The sequence below is a fragment of the Paenibacillus puerhi genome, assembly GCF_009846885.1.
Taxonomy (GTDB): domain Bacteria; phylum Bacillota; class Bacilli; order Paenibacillales; family NBRC-103111; genus Paenibacillus_G; species Paenibacillus_G puerhi.
On record NZ_WUWM01000019.1, the window covers coordinates 50,008 to 74,179 of the forward strand.

Consider the following 24,172-nt stretch of genomic DNA (forward strand, 5'->3'; position numbering starts at 1 on the left):
TCGAAGCTGTCTCATTCGCAGGGGCTACCCATGTCGATATTCGAGCCCTGAGTAGAAATAACCCCGCGCATCCTTAGGATGCACGGGGTTAGGGGAGCCATTATGACTGGCTCACTTGTTATTAGTTGATGAAGTTGGCTCTTTGAAGCAGTCGTTTCAGCATGGTAGCAGACTGTGCGCGTGTCGCCTCATTGCGGGCGCCAAGCGTATCGTCCGTCATGCCGTCGATGATGCCGGCCTCGATAGCCACGGCAAGTTCGTTCTGTGCCCAGACAATGGAACCGGAATCCTTGAATGGAGCAAGCAGCTCTTGCTGGCGGCTCGCATTAACGCTAGGCTTCGCCTTCGCGTAATCCAGCGCACGTACGACCATAGCTGCCAGCTCTTCGCGGTTGATGGTGGCATTCGGACGGAATGTGCCGTCTTCGTAACCGTCAACCAGCTTGGCTTTTGCAGCGGCGCCGACAACGCCTGCATACCATTCGCCAGCCGCTACATCCGTGAAGGAGCCGCTGCCGGAGGTGTCAAGGCCCAGAGCCCGTACGACCAGAGCTGCAAATTCAGCCCGGGTAATGCTGCGCTCCGGTTGGAACGTCGTATCCGTGACACCGTCTACGACAAGCTTGTTAGCTAGTAACTCAATGTTGGTTTGCGCCCAGTGGCCGCTAATGTCGGAGAAGCTTTTGTTCATCTTCACGACAGCATAGAAGCTGTTGCCATTGCGCTTCAGGAGGGCTTCCTTACCGGAGAACACCGTTGGTACGAAGCTCAGCTTCTTTGTAGCCGGGTCAAACATGACGCCCGTCGTTTCGAAAGATTTGACCTCTTCCGTCAGCGGGAGAATCCGGCTCACATAAGTGCTGCCGAAATCATGAGCAGCAGTCTTGCCGTCCTTGCTTACGCCCACAAGGTCAAAATCGACCGGCTGTGCGACGATAGAACCGCCAAGTGCAGTGGCTGCGGCGCTAGCGGCCGTCGCCGTGTCGGTGTCCGCAGGCGCGATCGTTACCTTCAGGTTCAGATCGGTCACGGTTGTCGACAGTTTGGAAGCCAGATCGCTCAGGCGAAGCGCCGTCAACGGAAGCACATAGGTTCCGCTGCTATTGGTAACGCGCAGCACCTTCTTGTCATTCGACAGGAACGTTTCCAGGCCCTTGGCAGGAATCGTAACGCTCGTGCCGCTGAACTTCAGCGTTACTGTGTCATACTTATCGAACGAATTTTTCAATTGATCGGCATTGACGGTGCCGTCGCTGCTAACGTCAATGGTTTCGGAGCCGTCAGTGGACGACCAACCACCGCCGCCGCCACCACCGCCACCTTGGTTACCATTGTCGTACGTTTGGTAAACCGTTTGGTACACGGCTTCGTTGACGCCGGAAAAGTCGGTGCCGACAGGACCTTTCAATCGGATCTGATCGTACACGCCCAATCCGGTAACCGTAAAGTTATACTTGTACACGCCTTCGTAGACACTGTACGTTGCCGTTGTTACACCGATCTGGTTACCGTTTTTATCGTAAAGGTAAACAGAGGGGGCAACGTTACTGTACACATCGGAATATACATTTCCGGTAACCGTTCCGTTTTTGAAGGTGACATTGAAGCCGTTCGCGGCAAAGGCGATAATCGGCAACAAAATGGACACCAGCATCATGAGAACGGTGGTTTGAGCCGTCTTCTGCAGAACAGAAAACTTCATCTGTGGTTCACTCCTATCTACTAGTGCGGATAATGAAGGTTATCTTGCCTGGAGACTATGTTGAAGTTTGACATGTCACCTCCCGATATAAGCCGATATGGGGCCACCGGACTAGCGGCAGTCTGTTGAAGAATTACCCAAGCTTGTCCCATTCGAAACACAGTGGCTGCAAACTTAAACGACAGGGGGTTGCACAAAGTTGCAGTGAATTTACAAATAATAGACAAAAGACCCAGTAAAATGGGGCCTTTGTCGTAGAAAATCGAGCCGTGTCTTTTATGTGCGACACTCAAATAACCCGAAGTTAGGACCGGCAAGCCGTCCATCCCATACAGGCTAGGAGGCCCTCACCGGTGCCAGAATAGCGCGGAAGGGGAGCATGGCTAACGCGGCCATGAGGAAGATAAAGGCGATAAAATAAGGGGACAGCTGGTCACGAACATGTCCGGCTACGATCGGCCCGATAAAGGCGCCGATGGAGTATGCGATGGAGAGGATCGAGAACGTCCGGCCGTACCGGTTCGAGCTGGTGCCCGCCGCCAGATACGAGGCGATGGCCGGGAAAATGACTCCCTTAGTCATGCCGATTAACAGCAGAGACGCATACAGCGGCAGCGCCCATTGAACGGACATCCCGAAGAAAATAAAGGCCAGAGCCAGGCTGCCGAGAGACACTCGCCAGGCAGGCGACGTACGGTTCAGAAATAGCATGCTGAGCGTGACCAGGGAGCCGAGGCTGACCAGCGAGAAGAAAATCCCGGAAGTCATAATCGAGGTATGCGCTTCCTGCATCAGAGGCAGCTCGAAAAATAGGATCCCCTGAGAGCATGAGATGGCGAGCGGCAAGCAGAAAAATAGCCAGGGAATAGGCGGGAGAACAGCGTCCGTAGATTGGGAGCCAAAGCTTTCCTGCTCCGGCCCTGCACCCGCGAGCTGACTAGATGCCCTCCCATTCGGCTCCTTGACGAAGAGCCAGGCGAGCACGCCCGTGATGATCAGTCCCCAGCCCAGATAGATGAACGATTGCGCGAAGCCGAATTTCGCGACCAGATAAGCGCCGGCAGCCGGGCTCAAGACGGAGGCCAAGGTGTGCACCATGCCGTTGCCGGACATCAGCTTGCCCTGGTGCACGCGATCCTTGGCGATCTTGGCGAGCATGGACAGGCAGGCCGGCGAGAGGAAGGCCAGCACGAATCCGCTGACCGCGCGGATCATAAGGAGCTGCCAAGGATCCGTGACCAGGGACTGGAGGAGCAGCAGCACCCCTGCTACAATCAAGCTGAAGAGGATAAACCGCTTGCTGCCGTAACGATCGACCCCAAAGCCTGCAATCAGATTTCCCGGCAGATGGGTAATGGAGTAGACGCCTAGAATGAGGCCAATGAAAGAGGGGGCTGCGCCCAGCGAAACGGCGAATGGTGTCAATATCGGATATTGCGCATGCAGGTCGAAAATAGCTACGAACATAAACAGGTACAGCCATACAGCGGTTTTCAAAATCATCACCCCAGTTTTTCTGATGCGAGCGGTTGTCCGCACTTTCGTTCTCTATACGTTACGTGGCTTCCGCCCAAGTTAGTACTAGGAGTCGGCATTCCACATAGTCAAGGCGGCTAATGGTCAATGCCCCTAACCTTTGGAGAACGAAAGCTTGTGCGCAACCCCGATGGAGTTTGGACGTACAACCACATACATACGTACAGGGGGATGATGGTCTTGGACCCTTATTTGGGAGCTGCGCTGGCAGCTGTGCTGGGCCTATCTGTGTTCCGCTTGCTGCGGATCAGGAAAAGGCTGCGGCGGCGGGAGCGTTCCGCAGAGATTCAGGACAGGCTTGCCGAGCTGCGTAAAAAAAGAGATGAAGAGTAATCGCCGCGTGTTGTATGATGGACAAAAGAGACAGCTTCGCCGGACAAGGCGGTTGACTAAGGGGGATTCGAAATGGATTTTTTGATGGATTTTATTCAGGAGCGCTGGTACGTCATAGCGGGAGCGCTTATAGCTTTGTTCATTGTGGTGAAGGTAGTCAAGACCGTCATCAAGTGGGTGTTGATCGCGGCTTTGCTGGCAGGGCTATATTTCTACGGAGCGAGCTATAAAGACCAGCTTATCGAGCTGGGGTCCACGGTCGGGGCTCAGGCCGCAGCCGAGCTTAAGACTCAGGTGGTTAAGGTTTTCGGCGACGAAATCAAGGAAGCGGCATACAAGCAGCAGGCCGACGGCTCCTATACCGTTACAACCAAGAGCGTCAGATTGGACGGAAAGCCCGGAGAGAGCGACATCAAGGTGACGTTTATGAACCGCAGCTTTACGGTCAAGATGGATGATGTGATGAAGGCGCTGGTCGATCAGGCGAAAAAGAATGCAGGCGTCCAGTAAGCGACGACGGACCTTTTCGTTAGGTTGATGCGGGCCGGGGCAAGGGAGGGGAGAAGGAATGAACATGGGGGAACTCTGGAGCCAGGCAGGAGAATGGAATGTGGTGACGATCGTGATCGCGGGGGCGTTCGCCTTTTCCGTCCTGCAGGGTCTGCGTCGCGGGGCCACCTCTTCAGCCAAGCATCTGGCTTTTATGATCATGGAGGGAGCCGTTACGCTGGGAAGCCTGCTTCTGGCCTGGCAGCTCTCCAACTGGCTGTCGCCCCAGGTGCAGTCCTGGCTGGTCAGTTTGAATCTGAAAATTCCACCGGAGGAGCTCGGGACCTGGGAGCAATTTTATTACACCGGCGTTACAGCAATAAGGGACTTCTCGCTGCTTCGTTACAGCATACTGTTCGTGCTAGGCTTTGGACTTATCAAGCAGCTGGTATACCGTATTCTGGACCCGCTTATGGACGGATGGCTCGTCCGCCGGACCGAGACCCAGGCAGGAGGAAGCTCAGAGAATCGAGGACGGTCAGGCCCTTCGATCTTAAGCAGTCTGCTAGGAGGGGCGATTGGCGCAGTAACGGGACTTGGGCGGGGGCTGGTCATGATCGCGCTGCTTTTCATCTTCACGACCTTGTTTCCTCAGATGCCCATATCCGGCTATATCCAAGCTTCATCGTTATATCAGACGGGGGCCAAAGGAGTTATCCAACCGGTAACGGGAGGCTTTCTCGAAGCTCAGCTTCCGGTATTTACAAGGGCTGTCGAGCAAGAATTCAGCAACATTTTGCAGCGTAAATACGAGGTGCTGGACTCCAAGATTCCAGACGATATTGCCCAGGCTGCCAAGCAGGTAACGGCCAAGGCTAAGAACGATGAGGAGAAGGCACGGCTGCTATACCGCTGGGTCGGTACCCGTATCCAGTACGATTGGGATAAAGTCGAGCAGTATGAGACGCGTCGCATCTGGAAGGAGCAGACCCCGGAGGACACCTTCGCAACCAAGCAGGGCGTCTGCATAGATTTTTCTCGCCTTTATGCGGTCATGGCAAGATCGGTAGGACTGGATGTGAAGGTCGTGACGGGCCTTGGCTATGATGGCAAAGGCAGCTACGGTCCGCATGCCTGGAACGAAGTCTATTTGTCTGATCAGTCCATCTGGGTACCTCTCGACTCGACCTGGGTGGCCAGCGGAGGCAATTGGTTTAACCCCCCAGGCTTCAATGAAACGCATATTAAAGATGCCTAAGCGAAAAAGCTGGAAATCTGCTCAAACAGATTTTTGGCTTTTTTCTTGATTCGTCTATTTGTGGTACACTAATAGGAGATTACGAGCATTCGCGGGTGGTGCGTTTCGCAAGACTGCGGCGAGTGCGGACGAAGGCAGGTTATGATCGTTGAAAAAGTCTTTATCGGCATATAAGGCCGTATATTTTGATGTGGGCGATACCTTGCTGACCATTCCGGCGGCACGTGTCATTTTGCAGCAGCACCTGGCGGCCCGTTCGTTTCATCGCGGGGAGGAGCAGGTCGGTGAACTTTTTACCGAGGCCTTTCGTCTACTGTATTACGGGAAGCAGCTTGAGAATTTTGAGGCCTGTTCGCCGGAATCCGACCGGATATTCTGGATGAAGGTGTATCACTATATTTTGCAAAAGCTGGGTGTCGAGAGCGAGAACTGGACGGAGGAGCAGATTCATGCCTGCTGTCACGAGCTCTATGATCTCTTTACCTCACCCGAGCACTATACGCTGTTCGAGGATGTGGAGGAGACGCTTGCCGAGCTGCAAAATCGAGGGTATCGGCTGGGCATTATTTCAAACTTTGCCCCTACGTTGAAAGCGATCTTGGAGCATAAGGGAATTTTGCACTACTTTGAGCCGGTGCTTGTATCGACGGAGGTTGGGCTGGAGAAGCCGGACCCCGCTATTTTCCGCTTGGCGCTGGAGCTGGGAGGGCTGGCTGCAGAGGATGTGCTCTACGTCGGCGATCATGACCGCAACGACATCTGGGCTCCGGCCCAGGCCGGTATCGATGCCGTGAAGATCAAGCGCTATGACTATCATGACGGAGATGGGATCCATTCCCTCAGAGAGCTGCTTTAGTCCGGGACTGCTCTATCCCTATAGAGAAAGGAGCGCTTAGGCGCACATGAAGAAGTCGATCGTGATGGAGGATCATTCCAAGCAAGAGGCAGGCAAACGGCGTAATTTCACCTTTCGCATTAATATATTCTTTTTCTTCACGTTTTTCCTGTTCTCCGTACTGATCGTGCGCTTGGCCACGCTCCAATTCGTAGAAGGCCAGGAGCTGCTGGAGGAGAAAACCAGGATAGTCAGCGCCGATACCCCCATTCCGCCTATCCGCGGCAATATCTTCGATCGGGAAAGCGCGCCCCTGGCCTATACCGTGCCGGTACAGTCGCTATACTTCCGCATCGAGCAGCCGCAGCCGAAGGAAGAAGTCATTGCGCTTGCCAAGCGGCTGGCTCAGATATTCGCGGACAATGTGCGGGAGGGCGATACCTCGCTCACAGCCGAGGAGATTATCAAGGAGATGGACGTCGGCTATGATTTGAATGGAGATGAAACGGAGAAGAAACCAAGCTATAACTCCGTTCCCCGGCGGATCAAGACCGATTTGAACAACAGTGAGATGGCCATCATTCTGGAGCATCGCGATGAATTGAAGTGGATCGAGATCACGGAGGAAAGCATCCGGACCTATGATCCTGTCAAGCCGGTGGCGGTTCAGCTCGTAGGCTACATGCGCCCGTATTCGCAGGCCAGAGAGCCGAGGAACGGCCTGTCCTTCTATCAGGATAAGACGAATACGGATGGCTATATGGACACTGAATATGTAGGCTACGACGGGATCGAGTTCATGTACCAGAAGGAGCTGCGGGGCACGAACGGTAAGAAGACTTACCCGGTCAACACGCTCCGCAAAATTATCGGGCAAGCGGAGGTAACTCCTCCGACCAAGGGCAATAATCTGTACCTGACGATTAACAAGGATATTCAGAGCATTACCGAGAAAGCGATTATCGATCATCTCGCTTATCTGAAAAGTCCTGCGGTCCGCAACGATCCTTACATCGGCAAAGGCAAAAATGCCGTTGCCGGCTATGCGGTTGCTATGGAAGTGGAAACAGGCAAGGTGGTCACGATGGCCAGCATGCCGGATTATAATCCGGGAGTATGGGCGGGAGGCATCAAAACCAACGCTGACTATTTGAAGATTCAGCCGTTTATCAATAACGGCACGATCACGACGGCATACCCCGATTATCCGACGGCCGAGGAGCGCAACAAGCATCCGACATCCATCGTATATGTCGGTTCGGTCATCAAGCCGCTGTCCGTGCTGATTGGGCTGAAGGAAGGCTTGTTCGGGGTCGGCACCCGATACAACGACACGGGGACCTTCTACTACGGTAAGGATAACAACGCCAAGCTGTCCAACTCCGACGGAAAAGTGAACGGCTATATTGACGCAGCAGAGGCTATTAGAGTTTCCTCCAATACGTTCATGTCGGCGATGATCGGCTATGAGCTTCACCGTCAAAAGGGAGAAAAGGCGGCTGAAATCTGGGATTCCTACATGGCGAAGTTCGGTATGGGCGTCTTGACGGGAACCGGCCTGCGCAATGAATCTCCCGGGATCAGTGAGTATCTGACCAATAAGAAAGAGTCCCTGCAGCAGCGGATGGTGTTCGCTTCCTGGGGACAGAACGAGAAGTACACCACGATGCAGCTTGCCCAGTACGCCACTACGCTAGCCACGCGGGGCGAACGGTTGAAGCCCCTGCTGGTAGACAAGATTCAGACTTATAATGGCGATCCTGTCCAAAAGTTCGATCAGAAGGTTGTGCTGGATAAGACGGAATTCCCCAAGGAATACTGGGATGCGATCTTCAAGGGAATGGCCCAGGTTAGAACGAGCGGCTTCGAGGATTTCAAATATCCGTTTGCCCGGAAGACGGGAACCTCGACGCAGCGGGTGGCCGGCAACAAGGAGGTCGACAACGCGGTGTTCATCGCTTTTGCGCCGATCGATAAGCCGAAGCTTGCTGTTGCCGTGGTTGTGCCCGAGGGAGGCTTTGGCTCTTATGGAGCCTCGCCGATCGCCCGCAAAATATTCGACGCTTACGATTATTATTACGGGCTGGACGGCGTACCCAAGAAGGACGCGGCAGATGCCGCGGCAGCCGGCCAGGCTGCGAACAAACCGCGCTAAGCGGGGTTGGGATCGTAAGGCAAGCCTAAATTTAGAGAAGGAACCTCTTATATGCGGGGGTTCCTTTTTTTTTTGCTCGAATGAAGGCATACGCATGGATCTATCCGACATCCTAAAATAAATGTTGCATTGGGTAAACTTTATTGTATATAATAAAAATAAAGTCATCAGGGAAAGAAAAGTTGTCTGAGCCAACAATTGAGGTCTAAGACAACTTTTAGGTACCATATGCTTAGTCGTACATATTTTGGGAAAGAAGAGGAGAGAGGGTTTTGAAACCGAACAAGAGGAAAGCTATACCTTCGTCATGGTCGAGATTCATGATGGTCATCGTGTTGATGGGGATAACGGCAGGGCTGACAGCCTGCAATAGCGGAGCAGCCCCGACAAGCGCGGGGACAGACGGGAAGATCAAGATTACAACCACCATCGGCATGATCGCCGATATCGTGGAGCAGGTAGGCGGCGAGCATGTGAGCGTGACGGCGCTGATGAAGCCGGGCGTGGATCCTCATCTGTATAAGGCGTCTCAGGGAGATGTCCGCAAGCTCGAGCAGGCAGATGTTATCTTTTACGGCGGTCTTCATCTGGAAGGCAAGATGATCCAACTGTTCGAAAATATGGCGAAGCAGAAGACGACGGTTGCCGTCACCGGCAGCATCCCGGAGAACAAGCTGCTGCTGGTCGATGACGGCTCAGGTACGCATGATCCGCACGTATGGTTCGATGTGAAGCTGTGGATCCTGGCGACGGAAGCTGTGAAGGAGACACTGGCGAGCCATGATGCCTCTCATGCCACGGAGTACAAGAAAAATGCGGATGCCTACATCGCCAAGCTGCAGGAGCTCGACCGGTATGCAGCCGAGCAGATCGCTTCGATTCCGGAAGGGCAAAGGGTGCTCGTTACGGCGCATGACGCTTTCGGTTATTTCGGAAAAGCCTATGGCATTAAGGTGATGGGGCTGCAGGGGATCAGCACGGCCTCCGAATATGGCTCCAAGGATGTAAGCACGCTGCGTGATTATCTGGTTACCCAAAAAATCAAGGCCGTGTTCGTGGAGTCCAGCGTACCGAAAAAATCCATCGAAGCGGTTATCCAGGGAGCTGCGAAGCAGGGGCATGAGTTGAAAATCGGCGGAGAGCTGTTCTCCGACGCCATGGGGGAAGCGGGAACGCCGGAAGGCACATATATCGGGATGGTCAGACATAACGTCGATACGATAGTGAAGGCATTGAAATAAAATCGATGACAGGGGTGAGGACGATGACGGAACAGCATGCGCCTTTAAGTATACAGGGCTTGACTGTCGCCTATCAGAAGAAGCCGGTACTGCGGGATATCTCGCTGACCATTCCCGAAGGAAAGCTGATCGGGATTATCGGTCCCAACGGGGCGGGCAAGTCGACGCTGATCAAGGCTACGCTCGGGCTGATTCCCAAGGTGACCGGCAGTGTGACGATATTCGGAAGGCCGTATCAGGAGCAGCGCAAGCTCATCGGATACGTGCCGCAGCGGGAGTCGGTGGATTGGGATTTCCCGACAAGTGCGCTGGATGTTGTCATGATGGGACGCTACGGGCATCTTGGCTGGTTCAAGCGGCCGGGCGCCCGGGAGAAGGAGTATGCGATGGATTGTCTGGAGAAGGTCGGGATGGCCGACTTCGCCGGGCGTCAAATCAGCCAACTGTCCGGCGGACAGCAGCAGCGGATTTTCCTGGCCCGTGCGCTTGCTCAGGATGCGAGGCTGTATTTCATGGATGAGCCATTCGTCGGGGTGGATGCGGCCACGGAGAAGGCGATCGTGACACTTCTGAACGAGCTCAAGAAGCAGGGCAAAACGGTGCTCGTCGTTCACCATGATCTGGCGACCGTCAAGGAATACTTCGATTGGATCATCCTGCTCAACGTAGAGCTTATGGGCATCGGGCCGACGCCCGAGTGGTTCACGAAGGATCATTTACAAAAAACGTATGGCGGACGGCTTACGCTGCTACAGCAGGATGACGATGCCGTTATCGTCAGTTCGAGGTGATCGGGATGTTCGACTATGTGATCGGCTTGCTGCTCGATCCGAATGCGCAATGGATCCTGCTCGGCAGCATGCTGCTTGGTCTGAGCAGCGGCGTGCTCGGCAGCTTCGCCTATTTGCGCAAGCAGAGCCTGATGGGGGATGCGCTGGCGCACGCCGCCTTGCCCGGGGTCTGCATCGCCTTCATGCTGACCGGCTCGAAGTCGATCTTCTTCTTCCTGATCGGCGCTGCGGTGGCGGGCTTGATCGCGACATTCGGCATCGGCTACGTGACCCGGCATTCCCGGATCAAGCAGGACTCGGCGCTTGGGATTGTGCTCTCCGTTTTTTTCGGGCTCGGGATCGTGCTGCTGACCAAGATTCAGCATGGGGGCAGCGGGAATCAGAGCGGGCTCGACAAGTTCCTGTTCGGGCAAGCTGCCTCTATGGTGCTGACGGACGTCATCACGATGGCTGTCGTAGCTCTGGTGCTTGTGATGATCTGCGGGCTGCTGTTTAAAGAGTTCAAGCTGCTCAGCTTTGATGCAGGCTTCGCCAAAGGCATCGGCCTGCCTGTCGCGGCGCTTGACCAATTCATGATGTTTCTCATCGTGGTTGCGGTGGTCGTGGGCATTCAGGCAGTCGGGGTCGTTCTGATGTCCGCCCTATTGATTACTCCGGCCGTCTCGGCCCGTTATTGGACGGAGAAGCTCGGCGTAATGGTTGTACTGTCCGGTATCTTCGGGGCGCTCAGCGGCTTGGCGGGCACCTTGATCAGCGGCTTGGGCAGCAATCTGCCAACGGGTCCTCTCAGTGTATTGGCCGCTACGACGCTGTTCGTGCTGTCGGTCTTGTTCGCCCCCCGGCGCGGACTCGCAGCCAAGCTGCTCGAGCGTTTGGAGGTCAAGCGGAGTGTGCTGGATGAGCTGAAGGGCCGGCAAGAGAGAGTGGCGATTCATTCTAACCGGGGAGCGCAGGAGGAGGGACGGCTATGAATGATTTCTGGATTATTTTGACCGCATCGCTCGTAGCCTGCTCATGCGCGCTGCTTGGCTGCTTCCTGGTTCTGAGGAAAATGGCTATGATCGGAGACGCTATCAGTCATTCCGTGCTTCCGGGCATCGTGATCGCCTTCCTGCTCAGCGGATCGCGCGACTCTCTGTTCATGATGCTTGGGGCCTCCGTCGTCGGCTTGATTACCGTGTTCCTGATCCAATGGTTTCACCAAAGCGGCGTGCAATCCGACGCTTCTATCGGGGTGGTATTCACGGCCTTGTTCGCGCTGGGGGTAGTCCTCGTTAGCTTCTATACCAGGCAGGTGGATCTGGACCTGGATTGCGTGCTGTACGGCGAGATTATTCAAGTGCCGTGGGATACGCTGCAGGCGTTCGGGATCGATATCGGACCTAAGGCCGTATGGGGGTTGGGGATCGTGTTTACCGTCAGCTTGATCGTAATCGGCCTGTTCTACAAGCAGTTCAAGCTATGCGCGTTCGACCCGGCGATGGCGGCGGCTATTGGAATTCCGGTGGCATTGTTCCACTATGTGCTGATGGGCCTCGTGTCGGTCACGACGGTCGCATCCTTTGAGAGCGTTGGCGCCATATTGGTCGTGGGCATGCTCGTGGTGCCTGCGGCAACCGCTTATCTACTGACGGAAAGACTCGGTCTGATGATCGTATACAGCATGGCGATAGGTGTCCTGAGCGCTGTGCTCGGATATTGGATGGCTGTCGTCCTTGACGCCTCCATCGCTGGCTGCATGATTACCGTGACCGGTATTCTATTCGTCGCAGCCTTCCTCTTCTCGCCTTCGCACGGTATCGTCTGGCGCAAGCTCAAGCTGCACAAGCAGGCAAGAAATATCGCAGCCTGAGAAGTTTTCCCTGAAAGCCCCTGCTGCTCCGACCAAGGAGAGAGAGGGGCTTTCGCGCTTTTTTTGACGATTCCCTGTCATGCGTGAATTACAGAAATCGCTGAAATTATGATATACTGATTTATCAACGAATTTCGCAGGCAGCTACACGCTATGAGGGGGACATACTGGAATGTGCGGGATTACCGGAGTCATGTATTTTGAAGATCGAGAACCATCGCGGGAACTGCTGACGAGCATGATCGACTGCATCGTGCATCGCGGGCCGGACGATAGCGGATTTTGGAGCGATAACCGGATAGGGCTTGGTTTTCGTCGTCTTTCCATCATCGATATCAAGGAAGGACATCAACCGCTCGCCAACGAGGACGACAGCGTATGGATCGTGTTCAATGGCGAGATTTATAATTATAAGTATTTGCGCGATATGCTGCAGAACAAGGGGCATGTGTTCAAAACGCATACCGATACCGAGGTTATCGTTCACCTGTACGAAGAATACGGAGAAGCTTGTGTGGAGAAGCTGCGCGGGATGTTCGGCTTTGTCATCTGGGACAAGCGGCAGCGCAAGCTGTTCGGCGCCCGAGATCAGTTCGGCATCAAGCCGTTCTATTATTACAAGGACAACACGCGCTTCCTGTTCGGCTCCGAGATCAAAAGCCTGCTCGCGGCGGGACTGCCGAAAAGTGTGAAAAGCGAGAGCTTGTTCAACTACTTGACCTTTCAGTACGTTCCCGAACCGGATACGATGTTCCGCGATGTACATAAGCTGCCCCCGGGTCATACGATATCCTTGAGCTATGACGGAAGCTTGTCGATTAAGCGTTACTGGGATCCGATGCTGCAGCCGGACGAAAGCCTTACGTTCGACGATGCGGTGGAACAGATCCGTTCCACGCTGCGCGATTCGGTTATTCATCATATGCAGAGCGATGTGGAGCGGGGCTGTTTTCTATCCAGCGGCATCGATTCTACGGCCATCGCGACCATGATGCGCTCGATCGAGCCGATCCGGACCTTCTCCGTAGGCTTCGAGGGAGCGAATAACGAGACGCTGATCGCCCGCCAAACGGCTCAAGCGCTCGATACGGAGCATTACGACAAGGTCATTACCGAGCAGGACTATTTCGCCACCCTGCCCCGGGCCGTCTGGCATCAGGACGAACCGGTCGCCGATCCGTCGGCGATTGCGCTGTATCATGTAGCTCAGCTCGCCCGCGAGCATGTGACGGTCGTGCTGTCGGGCGAAGGAGCCGATGAGCTGTTCGGCGGCTACCGCATTTATTGCGAGCCCCAATCGCTTGCGCCGATCGAGCGGCTGCCGCATGGGGTGAAGCGGATGATGCATGCGCTCGCTCGTCTGCTGCCGGCTGGCTTCAAGGGCCGTGGGTATGTGCTGCGGGGTACGACTCCGCTGGAAGAGCGGTTTTTAGGGAATGCCAAAATTTTCACCGAGGACATGAAGGCGGATATTGTGAACGCGGACCGCGAGCTGCTGCGCTCATACCGCAATCCGATCCAGGTGGCCAAGACGTTCTATGATCGCAGCAAGCATCTGGATCCGGTCTCGCGCATGCAGTATATCGATATGAACCTGTGGATGCCCGGAGATATTCTGATGAAGGCGGATAAAATGACGATGGCTCATTCCTTGGAGCTGCGCGTACCGTTTCTCGACGTGGAGCTGTACGAGGTGTCGAGGCGCATTCCGGCCAAATTCCGGATCGCGGAGGGAACGACAAAATATGTGTTCCGCAAGGCGATGGAGGGGATCATCCCCGAGTTTATCCTGAATCGCCCTAAGCTGGGCTTCCCGGTACCGATGCGCGACTGGATGAAGGGACAGCGGGGCTCCACGATATTGGAGCAGATCGAGGCCAGCGGCATCGACGACTATATCCGGATGGATTCGATTCGCTCGATGCTGGATGGCCATCGCAGCGGCAAGGGCGACTACGCCCGCCGCATCTGGACGATCTACATGTTTGCCCTCTGGCACTCTACGTATATGAAAGAGGAAAACCGTCCCGCTCTGGCGCATGCTCTCTAGGAGCGGAGGGCGGGCGCGCAAGCCTGCTCGTTGGCACCGAGGCCCAGTGACATACTGACAAAGGGTCGCCGGTGCGTGGCAAGCCTTGATTCACCTGACTCAAAGCGGTTGAACTATAGGATAGAAAGAGGCTGAGAAGCACGATGGGACGTTACCGGTTGATTGCGCTCGATATGGATGGGACGCTGCTGACAGAGGAGAAGACGATTTCTGAAGAGAACCGTGCGGCTATTCTGGCTGCCGAGGACGCGGGGATTAAGGTCGTCTTCGCGACGGGCCGCGGCCTTCAGAGCGCATTGCCTTATGCCGTGGAACTGGGCCTTGAGTCTCCCCTTGTCACGGTGAACGGAGGCGAGGTCTGGAAGACGCCGGACGAGCTGCTGGAGCGGCACACGCTGAAGGCCGAGCAGGTGAGCCGGATGCATGAGCTTGCCGTTCAGTACGACCCTTGGTTTTGGGCCTACTCGGTCAGCGGGATATTTAATAAGGAGAACTGGCAAGACGTCGGCAAGGTGGAGGAAAGAGAGTGGCTGAAGTTCGGATATTACACCGAAAATCTCGAGTCGCTGCTCACGATCCGGGACCAATTGGAGAAGACGGACCTGTTCGAAATTACCAATTCCCATCCTTGCAATATCGAATTGAACCCCAAGGGCGTCAGCAAGGCCAGCGGCCTGCACCGGTTATGCGAGCTGTACGGAATCGGGATGTCGCAGGTTATCGCGATGGGCGACAGCCAGAACGATATCGCCATGATCCGCGAAGCCGGGCTCGGCGTAGCGATGGGCAATGCTCAGGAGGAAGTCAAAGGGCTGGCAGACATGGTGACGCTGTCCAATGAGGAGCACGGCGTGGCGAAAATCATCCGGGAGCATGCGCTCGCCTGATGCGCAGACTTTAGAGAGGAGCGGTCGGCATGGTGATAACGGCTTGGATCATCGTCATCCTCTTGTTCGCGGTCGGTATGGCTGGGGCGGTATACCCGGTTCTGCCCGGAGCGTTGGCGATTTACGGAGCCTACTTTGTCTATGGGTGGATGATCGGCTTCAAGCCGTTCGGCGTATGGTTTTGGCTTCTTCAAACGACGATCGTGGCGGTGCTTATGGTCGCCGATTATTTGGTGAATGCGATAGGAGTCAAAAAATTCGGAGGCAACCGGGCCTCCGTCGTCGGCAGCACCATCGGGCTGATCGCCGGGCCATTCGTGATTCCGGTGGTGGGCTTGATAGCGGGCCCCTTTCTAGGCGCCGTTGTCGGCGAACTGATCGTGGGCACGCCGGTCAAGCAGGCGCTGCGGGCTGGTCTGGGCGCATTGGTCGGGTTTTTCTCCGGTTTGTTCGTCAAGGTTACGCTGCAGCTGCTGATGATTATTTTGTTCATCGTCTGGGTCGTGCGCTTTGCGTAGCCATAACCCGTTAGACGAAGGCATGATTGGAAGCATGACAAGAGGACCGGCCGGCGAATTGCCGGGCGGTCTTTCGCACGAAGGATCGGTAGGGAAGAAGGGGAAAAGTTGGCAAAGGATACGAAGGATTCGTTAGTCAAAGGGACGCTGATCTTGACGCTGGCGGCGCTGGTAGCGCGCGCGCTGGGCGTGGTGCAGCGCATCCCGCTCGTCTATTTGCTGGGAGATATCGGGATGGCCGCGTACGGGATTGCTTTCAACCTGTACTCGGTGCTGTTGGTTGTCGCGACGGCGGGCATCCCCAGCGCACTCAGCAAGATGATCTCGGAGCGGACTTCGCTCGGGCGACATGAGGAAGCGGACCGCATCTATCGGGCTGCGCTTTGGTTTGCGGCTGTTGCCGGCGTGGTGATGACGGCGGTCATGTATGCGGGGGCGCCGTATTTCGCCCGCAGCATCCTTAACCCGCAGGCGACGCTGCCGATCCAGGCCATCGCCCCCGCCTTGCTGTTATTCCCGCTGATCGCGATCATGCGGGGGTATTTTCAAGGGCGCCGGATGATGATGCCGGGCGGCATCTCGCAAATTATCGAGCAAATCTTCCGCGTCGCCACCTCGGTGGCGCTGGCCTACTTGCTGCTCAGCCATAGCCTTGACGCAGCGGTAGCCGGCGCGTCGTTCGGGGGCGTGATGGGCAGCGTAGCCGCGGCTGCGGTGATGCTGTACTACGCGCTGCGCCTGAGGAAGCGCGACCGGGGCGAGCGCGCTCAGAGCAGCGGCGTCGCTGTCCCGGCCGCCGAGCCGAACCAAGCAGACCGTACCGGCAGGGCCGAGAGCGAAGCTGCCGGAGGACTGCTTACTTTCCGCACTATTTACGCGCAGATGTTCCGGCTTTCCGTGCCGATCGTTATTTTTTCCATGACCGTTACGCTGATCTATACGATTGACTCCTCGATCGTTACTCTTCTGCTGAAGGATCAGGTTGGCGAGCATACCGCCCGCGAGCTGCTGGGGATCCTGACAGGCCGGGCTCAATCTCTGGCAGGTATCCCGATTATACTTGCGGTTGCTTTAAGCCAGTCGATCGTTCCGATTATCTCGGGGGCCTATTCGCAGAACGATATGAAGCAGGTTTCCGCCCAAACCTCCAAGGTGCTGCAGCTGGCCTTGTTGTCGGGCCTGCCCATGGTGCTGCTGATCGCATTGGGCGCCCGGCCGCTGAACGGATTTATTTTCGGCAATGCCGCGGGGTCGGTCGTTGTGGATGCGCATGCGGGGCCGATCATCGCTGCCCTGACGGTATCGGCTATTTTCCAGATCGTCATGCAAACATCCGGCGCTGTGTTGATGGGGATGGGAAGGATGAAGCCTCTGGTGCTTGGCGTAGCGGTCGGAATCGCAGCGAAGCTGCTGCTCAGCTTCGTCCTCGCGCCGATATGGGGCATCTATGGCATTATCGCCGCCACGGCCCTATGCTTCATCTTGATGACAGCGATTAATTTGCGTGTGCTTCACCAGTCCGTTCCTTTCCGTATTTTCAGCGCTCGGCGCTGGGCGGGGCTGATCGCCTCCACGCTGCTTGTCGCGCTTGGAGGATTGCTGCTGGATGCCGTTGTCTATAAGTCGGTTCAACCATTCGGCTGGGTTCGGGCTAACGACTTCGTGCAGGCGGTCATCGTGTGCGGTGTCGTCGGCGTGCTTTATACAGGCTTGCTCTTCGCTACGCGCGTGATAAGCGTTCAGGACTTGAGCAACCTGCCTGGACCGCTTCGCAAATTGCTTTCACCTCTGCTGCGACGCTTGAAGAAATAGCTTTAGCTTTGCAAGCCTTACCTGAACAGCTCGCCCGCCCGTACGGCCAGCTCAATCTTCTTCAGGCCGCTGCCGTATGCTTGCGTCAAATCATAGCGGGCTGGTATCGGGATATCGCCCAAGTAATCGAGCGCGGATAAGTCGCAGAACCAGTCTCCAGGCTCCGGATCGGCAGCCGGCCAGTCCGGCCATACGTCCGCCAGAGCCGGGCTGTATAGCTTCCTGGCGCCTGCTTTCAGCCGAATGCCATCCAGATCCAGCTTCTCCTGAAGCTCTCCACGCAGGCGTGGAGGCTCTTCCCTGGCGGGAGCGAACAAATGCGGCCAGTAGTCGGCCCTGGAACCGGTATGGGGCCTGGCAAAGGCAAAGCGAACCGCGCCTTCGTGCACGGCAGGAATGGCGAATAGCAGGGCATACATCTGCTTGCCGATTTCAATCCGCTCCTTCAAGCTGGTGAACCTCTCCAGTGTGAGACCTGCCAGGCGGCATGCTTGTGTCCGAGCATGAGGAAGCAGCATCTGGTTCAGCTGCAGCAAAGCCTGGGCCTGGAAGAAAACAGTCGAGATGACATGCTGCCGGTAGGCCGGGTTGCGGACGACGCGTTCTTCGATGTAATGCTGTTCGTTAATGATCAAGCCGATCGTAAGCAGGGAAACGTCGGGCTTCTCCCAGTGGCTTTCCCAAAGCAGCCGCATAAAGCGCGATACCCCTAGCTCCGGAAGCAGATGAAACAGCGGTCTGCGAGCCTTGATGCTTGCTTCGTAGACCAGCAGCTGAGGGTACGCGTCCCGAAAAATAAGCGCGTTCGCCCGCTCGAGAAAGCCGAATATCCAGGTGCGCTTCTCGCCATCCAATAAGAAGGGGACGAATTCTCCGCATAGATCCGTCATGGCCCAGCCGCCGTTCCGCGATACCATATGCGCGAGAAACGCCCAGTGGAGCTCGGGGCGATCTCGATAAACCCGCAGGTACGCCTCTGTGCGGGTCACGTTGTTTCGTCCCAGCTCGTCGCGTTCAGTCCGGATGCGGGCAAGCAGTTGTCTTTCCTCATCGGACAAAGCCTCCGGCATAGCGTCTGACAGGGAAATCCCCGGGTTCCCGGAGCAGCGGGCTGCGAGCTGAGAGACCGCATCCGCGCTCAGGCGTATATACCGGATTTCCTTGTCCTCCCTTGCTGTAAACCTGCCCCATGCCGAGCTGAGCCGGTGACGCAGTCGGTTTCCGAGCTTGCGGGCATTAGCGCTCATCGCCTTCAATATCCCAAGGCTTATCCAAGAGCGGCGCCGCTCGCGGGACTTGCTGCGATTCATCTCATCGCCACCTGAGCATAAAGTAAAAGCTACAGATTGTAGATTTTTTGTCTGGAATAACGAAACATTTCCTGATATGGTTACGTATATAACTATTGAGCTTTTATTTATGTAAAATCGTAGGAGGTAGAAGATGAAGAAAAGAAATTGGAACTTCAGAGCCGGCCTGATGGCCTCGGCGCTCGCAATCGGCCTTGCAGGCTGTGCGCCTGTAGGAACGGTCGATGTGAGTAAAGCCATCTCGAATTCGTACGCGATTAAATCCGCGCAATCTTCGTCAAGCTTGACCTTTGAGCTGATCCAAGAGCCGTCGGCGAGCTTGACAGCGGAACAGAAGCGCGTGATGGACTTGTTTAAAAACTTCAAGATCGATATCACGGATTCCAAGCAGCAAGGGTTGACCAGCGCTTCCATGAAGGGTACATTGTCTTACGGCAGCTCGAGCATTCCTTTTCACCTTACCATGACTGATTTGGATTATGTCCTCGATATTGAAGGCGCCAAGAAACCGATCGTGGTCAGCAATAGCGACATGGCGTTTGGCAGCAACCCGGCTGCGGTAGCTATGCTGACCGAGGAGCTGCAAAAGCAGATCCAGGATCTTACCTTAAAAGCCGTTGATTCGATGCCGAAACTCTCCAGCTTCTTCACCAATAATTTCCCGAATCCGAAGAACATCAAAGTTGAAGACGCTTTGATCACGGTAAATGGGGAATCCATTGAGACTCAGAAGCTGTCCCTAGAAGTAAAGGGCGGCGAGCTGATCGGCTTGGTGAAGGGCTTCCTGCAGAACGTACTTAAGGACGAGCAAGGTCTTAAGGACTTCATCGCCGTGATCTACGATCTGTATGTGCCGATTGTCAAGGAATCCATCAAAGCTGCTGAGGCATCCATGCCGGAAGGCGAAGGCAACCCTATGATGGATCAGATCACACCTTTCCTGGAGAACAAAACGCTGGCGGTTGAATTCCTTTATACGTTCGTCAAAGGCAGCCTCGAGCAAAGCGTAGCAAACTTCGATCAGACCATCGACAACCTCCCCGGCGCCGAAGGCGGCTCCTTGAAGGATGCGTTGAACGATGACCAATCTTTGAAAATGGACTTGTACTTGGATAAGGATCACTTTACGCGCAAGTCGTTGACAGAAGTCCAGCTGGCCTTCCCGGCATGGTCGGAGCAAGGGATCAAATCGCTTAAGGTCACGTCCGCTAGCGAGATGTGGAACATTAACCAGCCGGTTTCGATCGATAAAATCGATGTGTCGGGTGGCGTAATCAACTGGAAGGGCAACTCGGGCAGATTGACGGCAGGAAAGCTGGTCGGCTCTCTGGATCCGAAATCCGATCTGTACAAGCTTCTGAAGGATGAGCTGAAAATTACTAAGAAAAACGTAAGCATGCATGTTCCGGCGGCAGGAGACGACAGTCTGAACTTCTTGCCTCAGCCATACAATAATGAAGGAACTGTCATGGTTCCGGTTCGTTTCGTAACCGAGCAGTTGGATGCTGAAGTTGAGTGGGATGCCGCTGCTAAGCAAGTGAAGATTACAGATCCGCTGACAGGCAAAGTTGCTGTGCTGACGATCGACAGCAAGCAGGCGACGGTTGACGGCAAAGCGTTCGAGCTGGAACAGCCGGCTGCACTGGTAGAAGGTAATACTTACGTGCCGGTCCGTTTCGTAGCCGAAAGCATGAACGCCAAGGTTGGTTGGACGCAAGAGACGCAAACGGTCGAGATTACACGCGACTAGATGATAGAAGGTCCGGGATGCATGAGCATCCCGGGCTTTTTTGTATGGAGAACGGGCATAGCGATTACGTTCATCCGGCACTCCGATTGCGCCTAGTATGGTTAGGTTATCCTATCAAGCGGTTTATTATACGGATTGATCAGGAGACGTAAAGAAGCCAGCCCCCGATCAGCCTCCTCTGGTGAAGGAGCTTCGGGAGCCGGCTTTAGGATAGGCCTGCTTATTCGACTTCGTCATTCGGGCTGGACGTTGAGCTGGATGAAGGGTTCTCTGCGCGGCTGGTGGAGGGCGGACGCTGCGGTCCCAGTCTGCCGGCCCGGGCTGCGGCTTCCCGCAGCAGGTATTCGATATGGCTGTTCACACTGCGGAAATCGTCTGCCGCCCAACGCTCGAGCGCCTCATAAAGCTTAGGATCCAGCCGCAGAGCAAAATTTTTCTTCGCGGCCATGGCGGACGCCTTAGTACAGGCTACCCGTGTTGATCACCGGACTAGCCGAGCGATCAGACACGATGGCCACCAGCAAATTGTTAATCATCGCCGCCTTGCGTTCCTCATCCAGCTCGATGACGCCTTCTTCCTGCAGCTGGGAGATCGCGAGCTGAACCATCCCGACAGCGCCTTCTACGATCTTCGAGCGGGCCGCTATGATGGCGGCGGCCTGCTGCCGCTGCAGCATAGCGCTGGCAATCTCAGTCGAGTAGGCGAGGTGGGTAAGGCGGGCCTCCATCACCTCGACCCCTGCTACGGAAAGCCGGTCCTGCAGCTCCTGGGCAAGCTGGCCGGCGACTTCATCCGAGTTGCCTCGCAGAGAATAGCCCCCGTCTTCGAACGTATCGTACGGATATTTGCCCGCTACGTGCCGGAGTGCGGTTTCGCTCTGGATCTCAACAAACTGCTCGTAATTGTCCACATCGAACGTCGCTTTGGCTGAGTCGACCACGCGGAATACGACGACGGCGGCGATTTCGATCGGATTGCCTTCGATGTCGTTAACCTTCAGCTTGGCGCTGTTAAAGTTGCGGACCCGCAGCGATACTTTCCTACGGACCGAGAAAGGAATCGTCATCCAGATGCCGCTCTGGCGAATAGTTCCGGCGTAGCTGCCGAAGAAAGTAACGACCATGGCCTGATTAGGCTGAACGATCGTCAAGCCGGACAGCAGGGAAATGGAAATAATGGCCAGGACAATGCCGAGAACAGGCGATTCGGTCTGAACCATAAACCAGGCTCCGACGATATCGACAAGGACAAGCGTGAGTAATCCGACAAAACCGTTCCAAGTCCAGGGTTTCTTTTCGTGCATGCGTTTTTCACTCCTTGAGATTGAGATTTGGATATCGAATTGATATTTATATGATATCACTATTAGGAAATAATGTAAAATGTAATAAATGGAAAATAGCCAAAATAGGCAAGTTTGACAGACTGTCTGCCGAATGCTATAAGTGGGTAGAGGTGATCAGGATGGAACAGGTCAAAACCGACCAGCGCTTCAAGGAAATTGTGGCAGACGATAAGCCTACAGTGGCCGTGTTTAAGACGACGTGGTGCAAGGACTGCCACTTTATCGATCCGTTTATGCCGCAGGTTGAGGCGGCTTATGAGGATCGTTTGCGGTTCATTCACATTGACCGCGACGATCTTCCCGATCTATGCAGCGAGCTCAATATTCTGGGAATCCCCAGCTTTATCGTGTTTCGCAACGGGCAGGAGCTTGTTCGCTTTGTCAGCAAGCTGCGCAAGACGAGAGAGGAGATCGAGCAATTTCTCGACCGTGCGCTTGAGGTTTCCGGAGCCGTCAGCTCGTAGGCAAACGGCTGCTTGAAGCAAGGCTCGGACGCTCCGGCCGGAAGAAGCCCAGAAGGCGAAGTAGCGCCTCCTCTGGGCTTTTCTTCTTTCATGGCTTTGTAACATTTCCGCATGGAATTGACCCCCATTAATCGTTATAATATTAATGAACGTTCGTGCTGTCTGAACATCATCGAATGTCCATACCAAGCAAGTAACGAACGAAAGAAGCGGGTGAGAAGCGGATGAAGATGGAGCGGAGAATGAAAGCCTGGTCTCTTGCCAGCATGCTGGGCATGTTCTTGATTCTTGTTATGGGGGCGCTCGTCACCAAAACCGAATCCGGACGCGGATGCGGAGACGACTGGCCGCTTTGCAACGGAAAATTTGTTCCTGCGTATACGATTGAATCGTTTATTGAATACAGCCACCGCTTTGTGGTGGGGGTTGTCGGTCTGATTTTGCTGGCTACGACCATTCTGGTGTTTCTGTACAGCCGGCGCAAGGATGCCAAGTGGTATGTCGGCGGTGCGATGTTCTTTACGGTGCTTCAGGCGATACTGGGGGCTATGGCGGTTGTTTGGCCGCAGTCATCGGCGATCCTGGCTCTTCATTTCGGGTTTTCGCTGATGTCATTTGCCTTTACGCTGCTGCTGTATCTGGTTTTTACGAAATTCGGCGATGCGATGAACAAGGGGGATGGCACCCGCCTTTCAGGGGGCGTTCGTTTCTCGGTCTGGGCTATTTTGGTCTACAGCTACGTTGTAGTGTACCTGGGCGCTTTTGTCCGTCATACGGAGGCGATGGGCGGCTGTATCGGTTGGCCTCTCTGTAACGGCCAGGTGATCCCCGAGCTGTCGGGTCCGACGGGAATCGCTTTTATTCACCGAGTTGGAGCAGCGGTTCTCGGTATTGCTCTGCTCGTCTTATTTATGTTCGTGCGCGGACAAGCCAGCCGGGACAGCGGTATGTATCAGTCGATCCGCCTAGCCTTTTATCTGGTAATCCTGCAGATCCTGAGCGGCGGCTTCGTCACCCTAGCCATCGGCTACGACATTTATTTGCTTGCCAGCTTGCTGCACGCGATGCTGATTTCTTTTCTGTTCGGAGTGTTATGCTATTCCGCGATCGCTTCTCTTCACACGAAGGGGGCGCAAGCTCAGGCTTACGCAGCACGCAGGCTGCCGTAAGCCTTTTCTTCAAGCGTATATACGTGAACCTATATCTCCTCATCCATAGGTTGTTTGGCAGGTAGCCTATATAGGGTAAAAAAAGACAAGGGAGGAATGTACGATGTATGCCAATATTCTGGTTGCTTATGACGGGTCCGAGATTTCGGAACGCGCTCTCGAAGCGGGAGCCCGGCTTGCGGCGCTGACGCCGGAAGCGAAGCTTCAGGTGCTTCACGTTTTTTATTGGCCGACGCTGGTGATTGGGGATGCTTTCATTGCGGCTCCACCTGCTAGGGCCACGGAAGAATATGAGTACACCCAAGCGCTTGAGGAGAAGGCGAGGGAGCATGCCGCAAAGTTCGGAGCCTCGAACATCGAGGTTACTACGCTGCAAGGCTCTCCGGCCAAGGTTATACTTGAGTATGCCGTAACTACTGCGGCTGACGTTATCGTTATCGGCAGCAGAGGATTGAGCGGAATTGGCGAATTCGTGCTTGGTAGCGTCAGTCATAATGTTGTGCAGCATGCGCGTGTTCCTGTTCTTGTCGTGAAATAAGGCGATGCCCGGGCATCGGCCTGTCGAAGTCCTGCCGAAGTCCTGCCGAAGTCCTGCCGAAGTCCTGATGATAAGGGCTTCGGCCTTTTTGCATAGGCCCCAGGACGGAAGAGATTGCGTCCAGCTGCCGGCAGGT

At 55.1% G+C, this 24,172-nt stretch carries 22 protein-coding genes; 17 read left to right on the forward strand and 5 right to left on the reverse strand.

Features of this window, described 5'->3' with window-relative positions; genetic code table 11:
- Window positions 1-121 precede the first annotated feature (121 nt).
- Together GSF01_RS17670 and GSF01_RS17675 are read right to left on the reverse strand one after the other, a co-directional pair.
- Window positions 122-1,702 carry an S-layer homology domain-containing protein gene (locus tag GSF01_RS17670; protein WP_159886324.1) on the reverse strand — a complete coding sequence of 527 codons (1,581 nt, stop codon included), beginning with the start codon at window positions 1,700-1,702 and terminating at the stop codon, window positions 122-124.
- Between the two features lie 336 nt (window positions 1,703-2,038).
- On the reverse strand, window positions 2,039-3,199 hold the full coding sequence (locus GSF01_RS17675; RefSeq protein WP_159886326.1) for an MFS transporter: 1,161 nt from the start codon (window positions 3,197-3,199) through the stop codon (window positions 2,039-2,041).
- Window positions 3,200-3,418: 219 nt separating this feature from the next.
- On the opposite strand from GSF01_RS17675, the gene GSF01_RS17680 reads away from it, so the two are divergent.
- The 13 genes from GSF01_RS17680 to GSF01_RS17740 all read left to right on the forward strand — a co-directional run bounded on the left by GSF01_RS17680 (window position 3,419) and on the right by GSF01_RS17740 (window position 17,459).
- Complete coding sequence (locus GSF01_RS17680; protein ID WP_159886328.1) at window positions 3,419-3,571, forward strand: hypothetical protein; 153 nt, start codon at window positions 3,419-3,421, stop codon at window positions 3,569-3,571.
- 72 nt (window positions 3,572-3,643) lie between these two features.
- Entirely contained in the window at window positions 3,644-4,081 is a 438-nt protein-coding gene (locus tag GSF01_RS17685) for a hypothetical protein (RefSeq protein WP_159886330.1), read from the forward strand.
- A gap of 58 nt (window positions 4,082-4,139) precedes the next feature.
- On the forward strand, window positions 4,140-5,318 hold the full coding sequence (locus GSF01_RS17690) for a transglutaminase domain-containing protein (RefSeq protein WP_235941578.1): 1,179 nt from the start codon (window positions 4,140-4,142) through the stop codon (window positions 5,316-5,318).
- 148 nt (window positions 5,319-5,466) lie between these two features.
- On the forward strand, window positions 5,467-6,174 hold the full coding sequence (locus GSF01_RS17695) for an HAD-IA family hydrolase (protein ID WP_159886332.1): 708 nt from the start codon (window positions 5,467-5,469) through the stop codon (window positions 6,172-6,174).
- 46 nt (window positions 6,175-6,220) lie between these two features.
- Complete coding sequence (locus GSF01_RS17700) at window positions 6,221-8,308, forward strand: peptidoglycan D,D-transpeptidase FtsI family protein (RefSeq protein WP_159886334.1); 2,088 nt, start codon at window positions 6,221-6,223, stop codon at window positions 8,306-8,308.
- A gap of 272 nt (window positions 8,309-8,580) precedes the next feature.
- Complete coding sequence (locus tag GSF01_RS17705; protein ID WP_407945776.1) at window positions 8,581-9,549, forward strand: metal ABC transporter solute-binding protein, Zn/Mn family; 969 nt, start codon at window positions 8,581-8,583, stop codon at window positions 9,547-9,549.
- Window positions 9,550-9,572: 23 nt separating this feature from the next.
- Entirely contained in the window at window positions 9,573-10,340 is a 768-nt protein-coding gene (locus GSF01_RS17710) for a metal ABC transporter ATP-binding protein (RefSeq protein ID WP_159886336.1), read from the forward strand.
- Window positions 10,341-10,345: 5 nt separating this feature from the next.
- A complete protein-coding gene (locus tag GSF01_RS17715) occupies window positions 10,346-11,311 on the forward strand; it encodes a metal ABC transporter permease (protein ID WP_159886338.1) in 966 nt (321 codons plus the stop codon).
- Entirely contained in the window at window positions 11,308-12,192 is an 885-nt protein-coding gene (locus GSF01_RS17720; protein WP_159886340.1) for a metal ABC transporter permease, read from the forward strand. The genes GSF01_RS17715 and GSF01_RS17720 overlap by 4 nt, the downstream gene beginning before the upstream one ends.
- A 172-nt stretch (window positions 12,193-12,364) precedes the next feature.
- Window positions 12,365-14,242 (forward strand): asparagine synthase (glutamine-hydrolyzing), encoded by a 1,878-nt coding sequence (asnB, locus tag GSF01_RS17725; RefSeq protein ID WP_159886342.1) that lies wholly within the window; start codon window positions 12,365-12,367, stop codon window positions 14,240-14,242.
- A 143-nt stretch (window positions 14,243-14,385) separates the two neighbouring features.
- Window positions 14,386-15,129: a Cof-type HAD-IIB family hydrolase gene (locus GSF01_RS17730; RefSeq protein WP_159886344.1), complete on the forward strand. Its 744-nt coding sequence runs from the start codon at window positions 14,386-14,388 to the stop codon at window positions 15,127-15,129.
- A 29-nt stretch (window positions 15,130-15,158) separates the two neighbouring features.
- A complete protein-coding gene (locus tag GSF01_RS17735; protein ID WP_159886346.1) occupies window positions 15,159-15,647 on the forward strand; it encodes a DUF456 domain-containing protein in 489 nt (162 codons plus the stop codon).
- 108 nt (window positions 15,648-15,755) lie between these two features.
- Window positions 15,756-17,459, forward strand: coding sequence for a putative polysaccharide biosynthesis protein (locus GSF01_RS17740; protein WP_159886348.1), 1,704 nt, complete (start codon window positions 15,756-15,758; stop codon window positions 17,457-17,459).
- Window positions 17,460-17,476: 17 nt separating this feature from the next.
- Here GSF01_RS17740 and GSF01_RS17745 read toward each other — a convergent pair whose 3' ends face one another.
- Window positions 17,477-18,769, reverse strand: coding sequence for a DUF2515 family protein (locus GSF01_RS17745; protein ID WP_235941580.1), 1,293 nt, complete (start codon window positions 18,767-18,769; stop codon window positions 17,477-17,479).
- A gap of 133 nt (window positions 18,770-18,902) precedes the next feature.
- Between GSF01_RS17745 and GSF01_RS17750 the strand changes: the two genes are divergently transcribed.
- Window positions 18,903-20,519 (forward strand): copper amine oxidase N-terminal domain-containing protein, encoded by a 1,617-nt coding sequence (locus GSF01_RS17750; RefSeq protein ID WP_159886350.1) that lies wholly within the window; start codon window positions 18,903-18,905, stop codon window positions 20,517-20,519.
- 220 nt (window positions 20,520-20,739) lie between these two features.
- Here GSF01_RS17750 and GSF01_RS17755 read toward each other — a convergent pair whose 3' ends face one another.
- The gene (locus GSF01_RS17755) at window positions 20,740-20,967 is read right to left on the reverse strand and encodes a hypothetical protein (RefSeq protein ID WP_159886352.1); all 228 of its coding nucleotides are present in this window, start codon (window positions 20,965-20,967) and stop codon (window positions 20,740-20,742) included.
- Window positions 20,968-20,977: 10 nt separating this feature from the next.
- Complete coding sequence (locus tag GSF01_RS17760) at window positions 20,978-21,823, reverse strand: SPFH domain-containing protein (RefSeq protein WP_159886354.1); 846 nt, start codon at window positions 21,821-21,823, stop codon at window positions 20,978-20,980.
- A 161-nt stretch (window positions 21,824-21,984) separates the two neighbouring features.
- Here GSF01_RS17760 and GSF01_RS17765 point away from each other — a divergent pair, with 161 nt between their 5' ends.
- The 3 genes from GSF01_RS17765 (at window position 21,985) to GSF01_RS17775 (ending at window position 24,036) form a co-directional block, all read left to right on the forward strand.
- A complete protein-coding gene (locus GSF01_RS17765; protein ID WP_159886356.1) occupies window positions 21,985-22,329 on the forward strand; it encodes a thioredoxin family protein in 345 nt (114 codons plus the stop codon).
- 224 nt (window positions 22,330-22,553) lie between these two features.
- Entirely contained in the window at window positions 22,554-23,498 is a 945-nt protein-coding gene (locus tag GSF01_RS17770; protein WP_159886358.1) for a COX15/CtaA family protein, read from the forward strand.
- Between the two features lie 103 nt (window positions 23,499-23,601).
- Entirely contained in the window at window positions 23,602-24,036 is a 435-nt protein-coding gene (locus GSF01_RS17775) for a universal stress protein (RefSeq protein WP_159886360.1), read from the forward strand.
- Window positions 24,037-24,172: the final 136 nt, after the last annotated feature.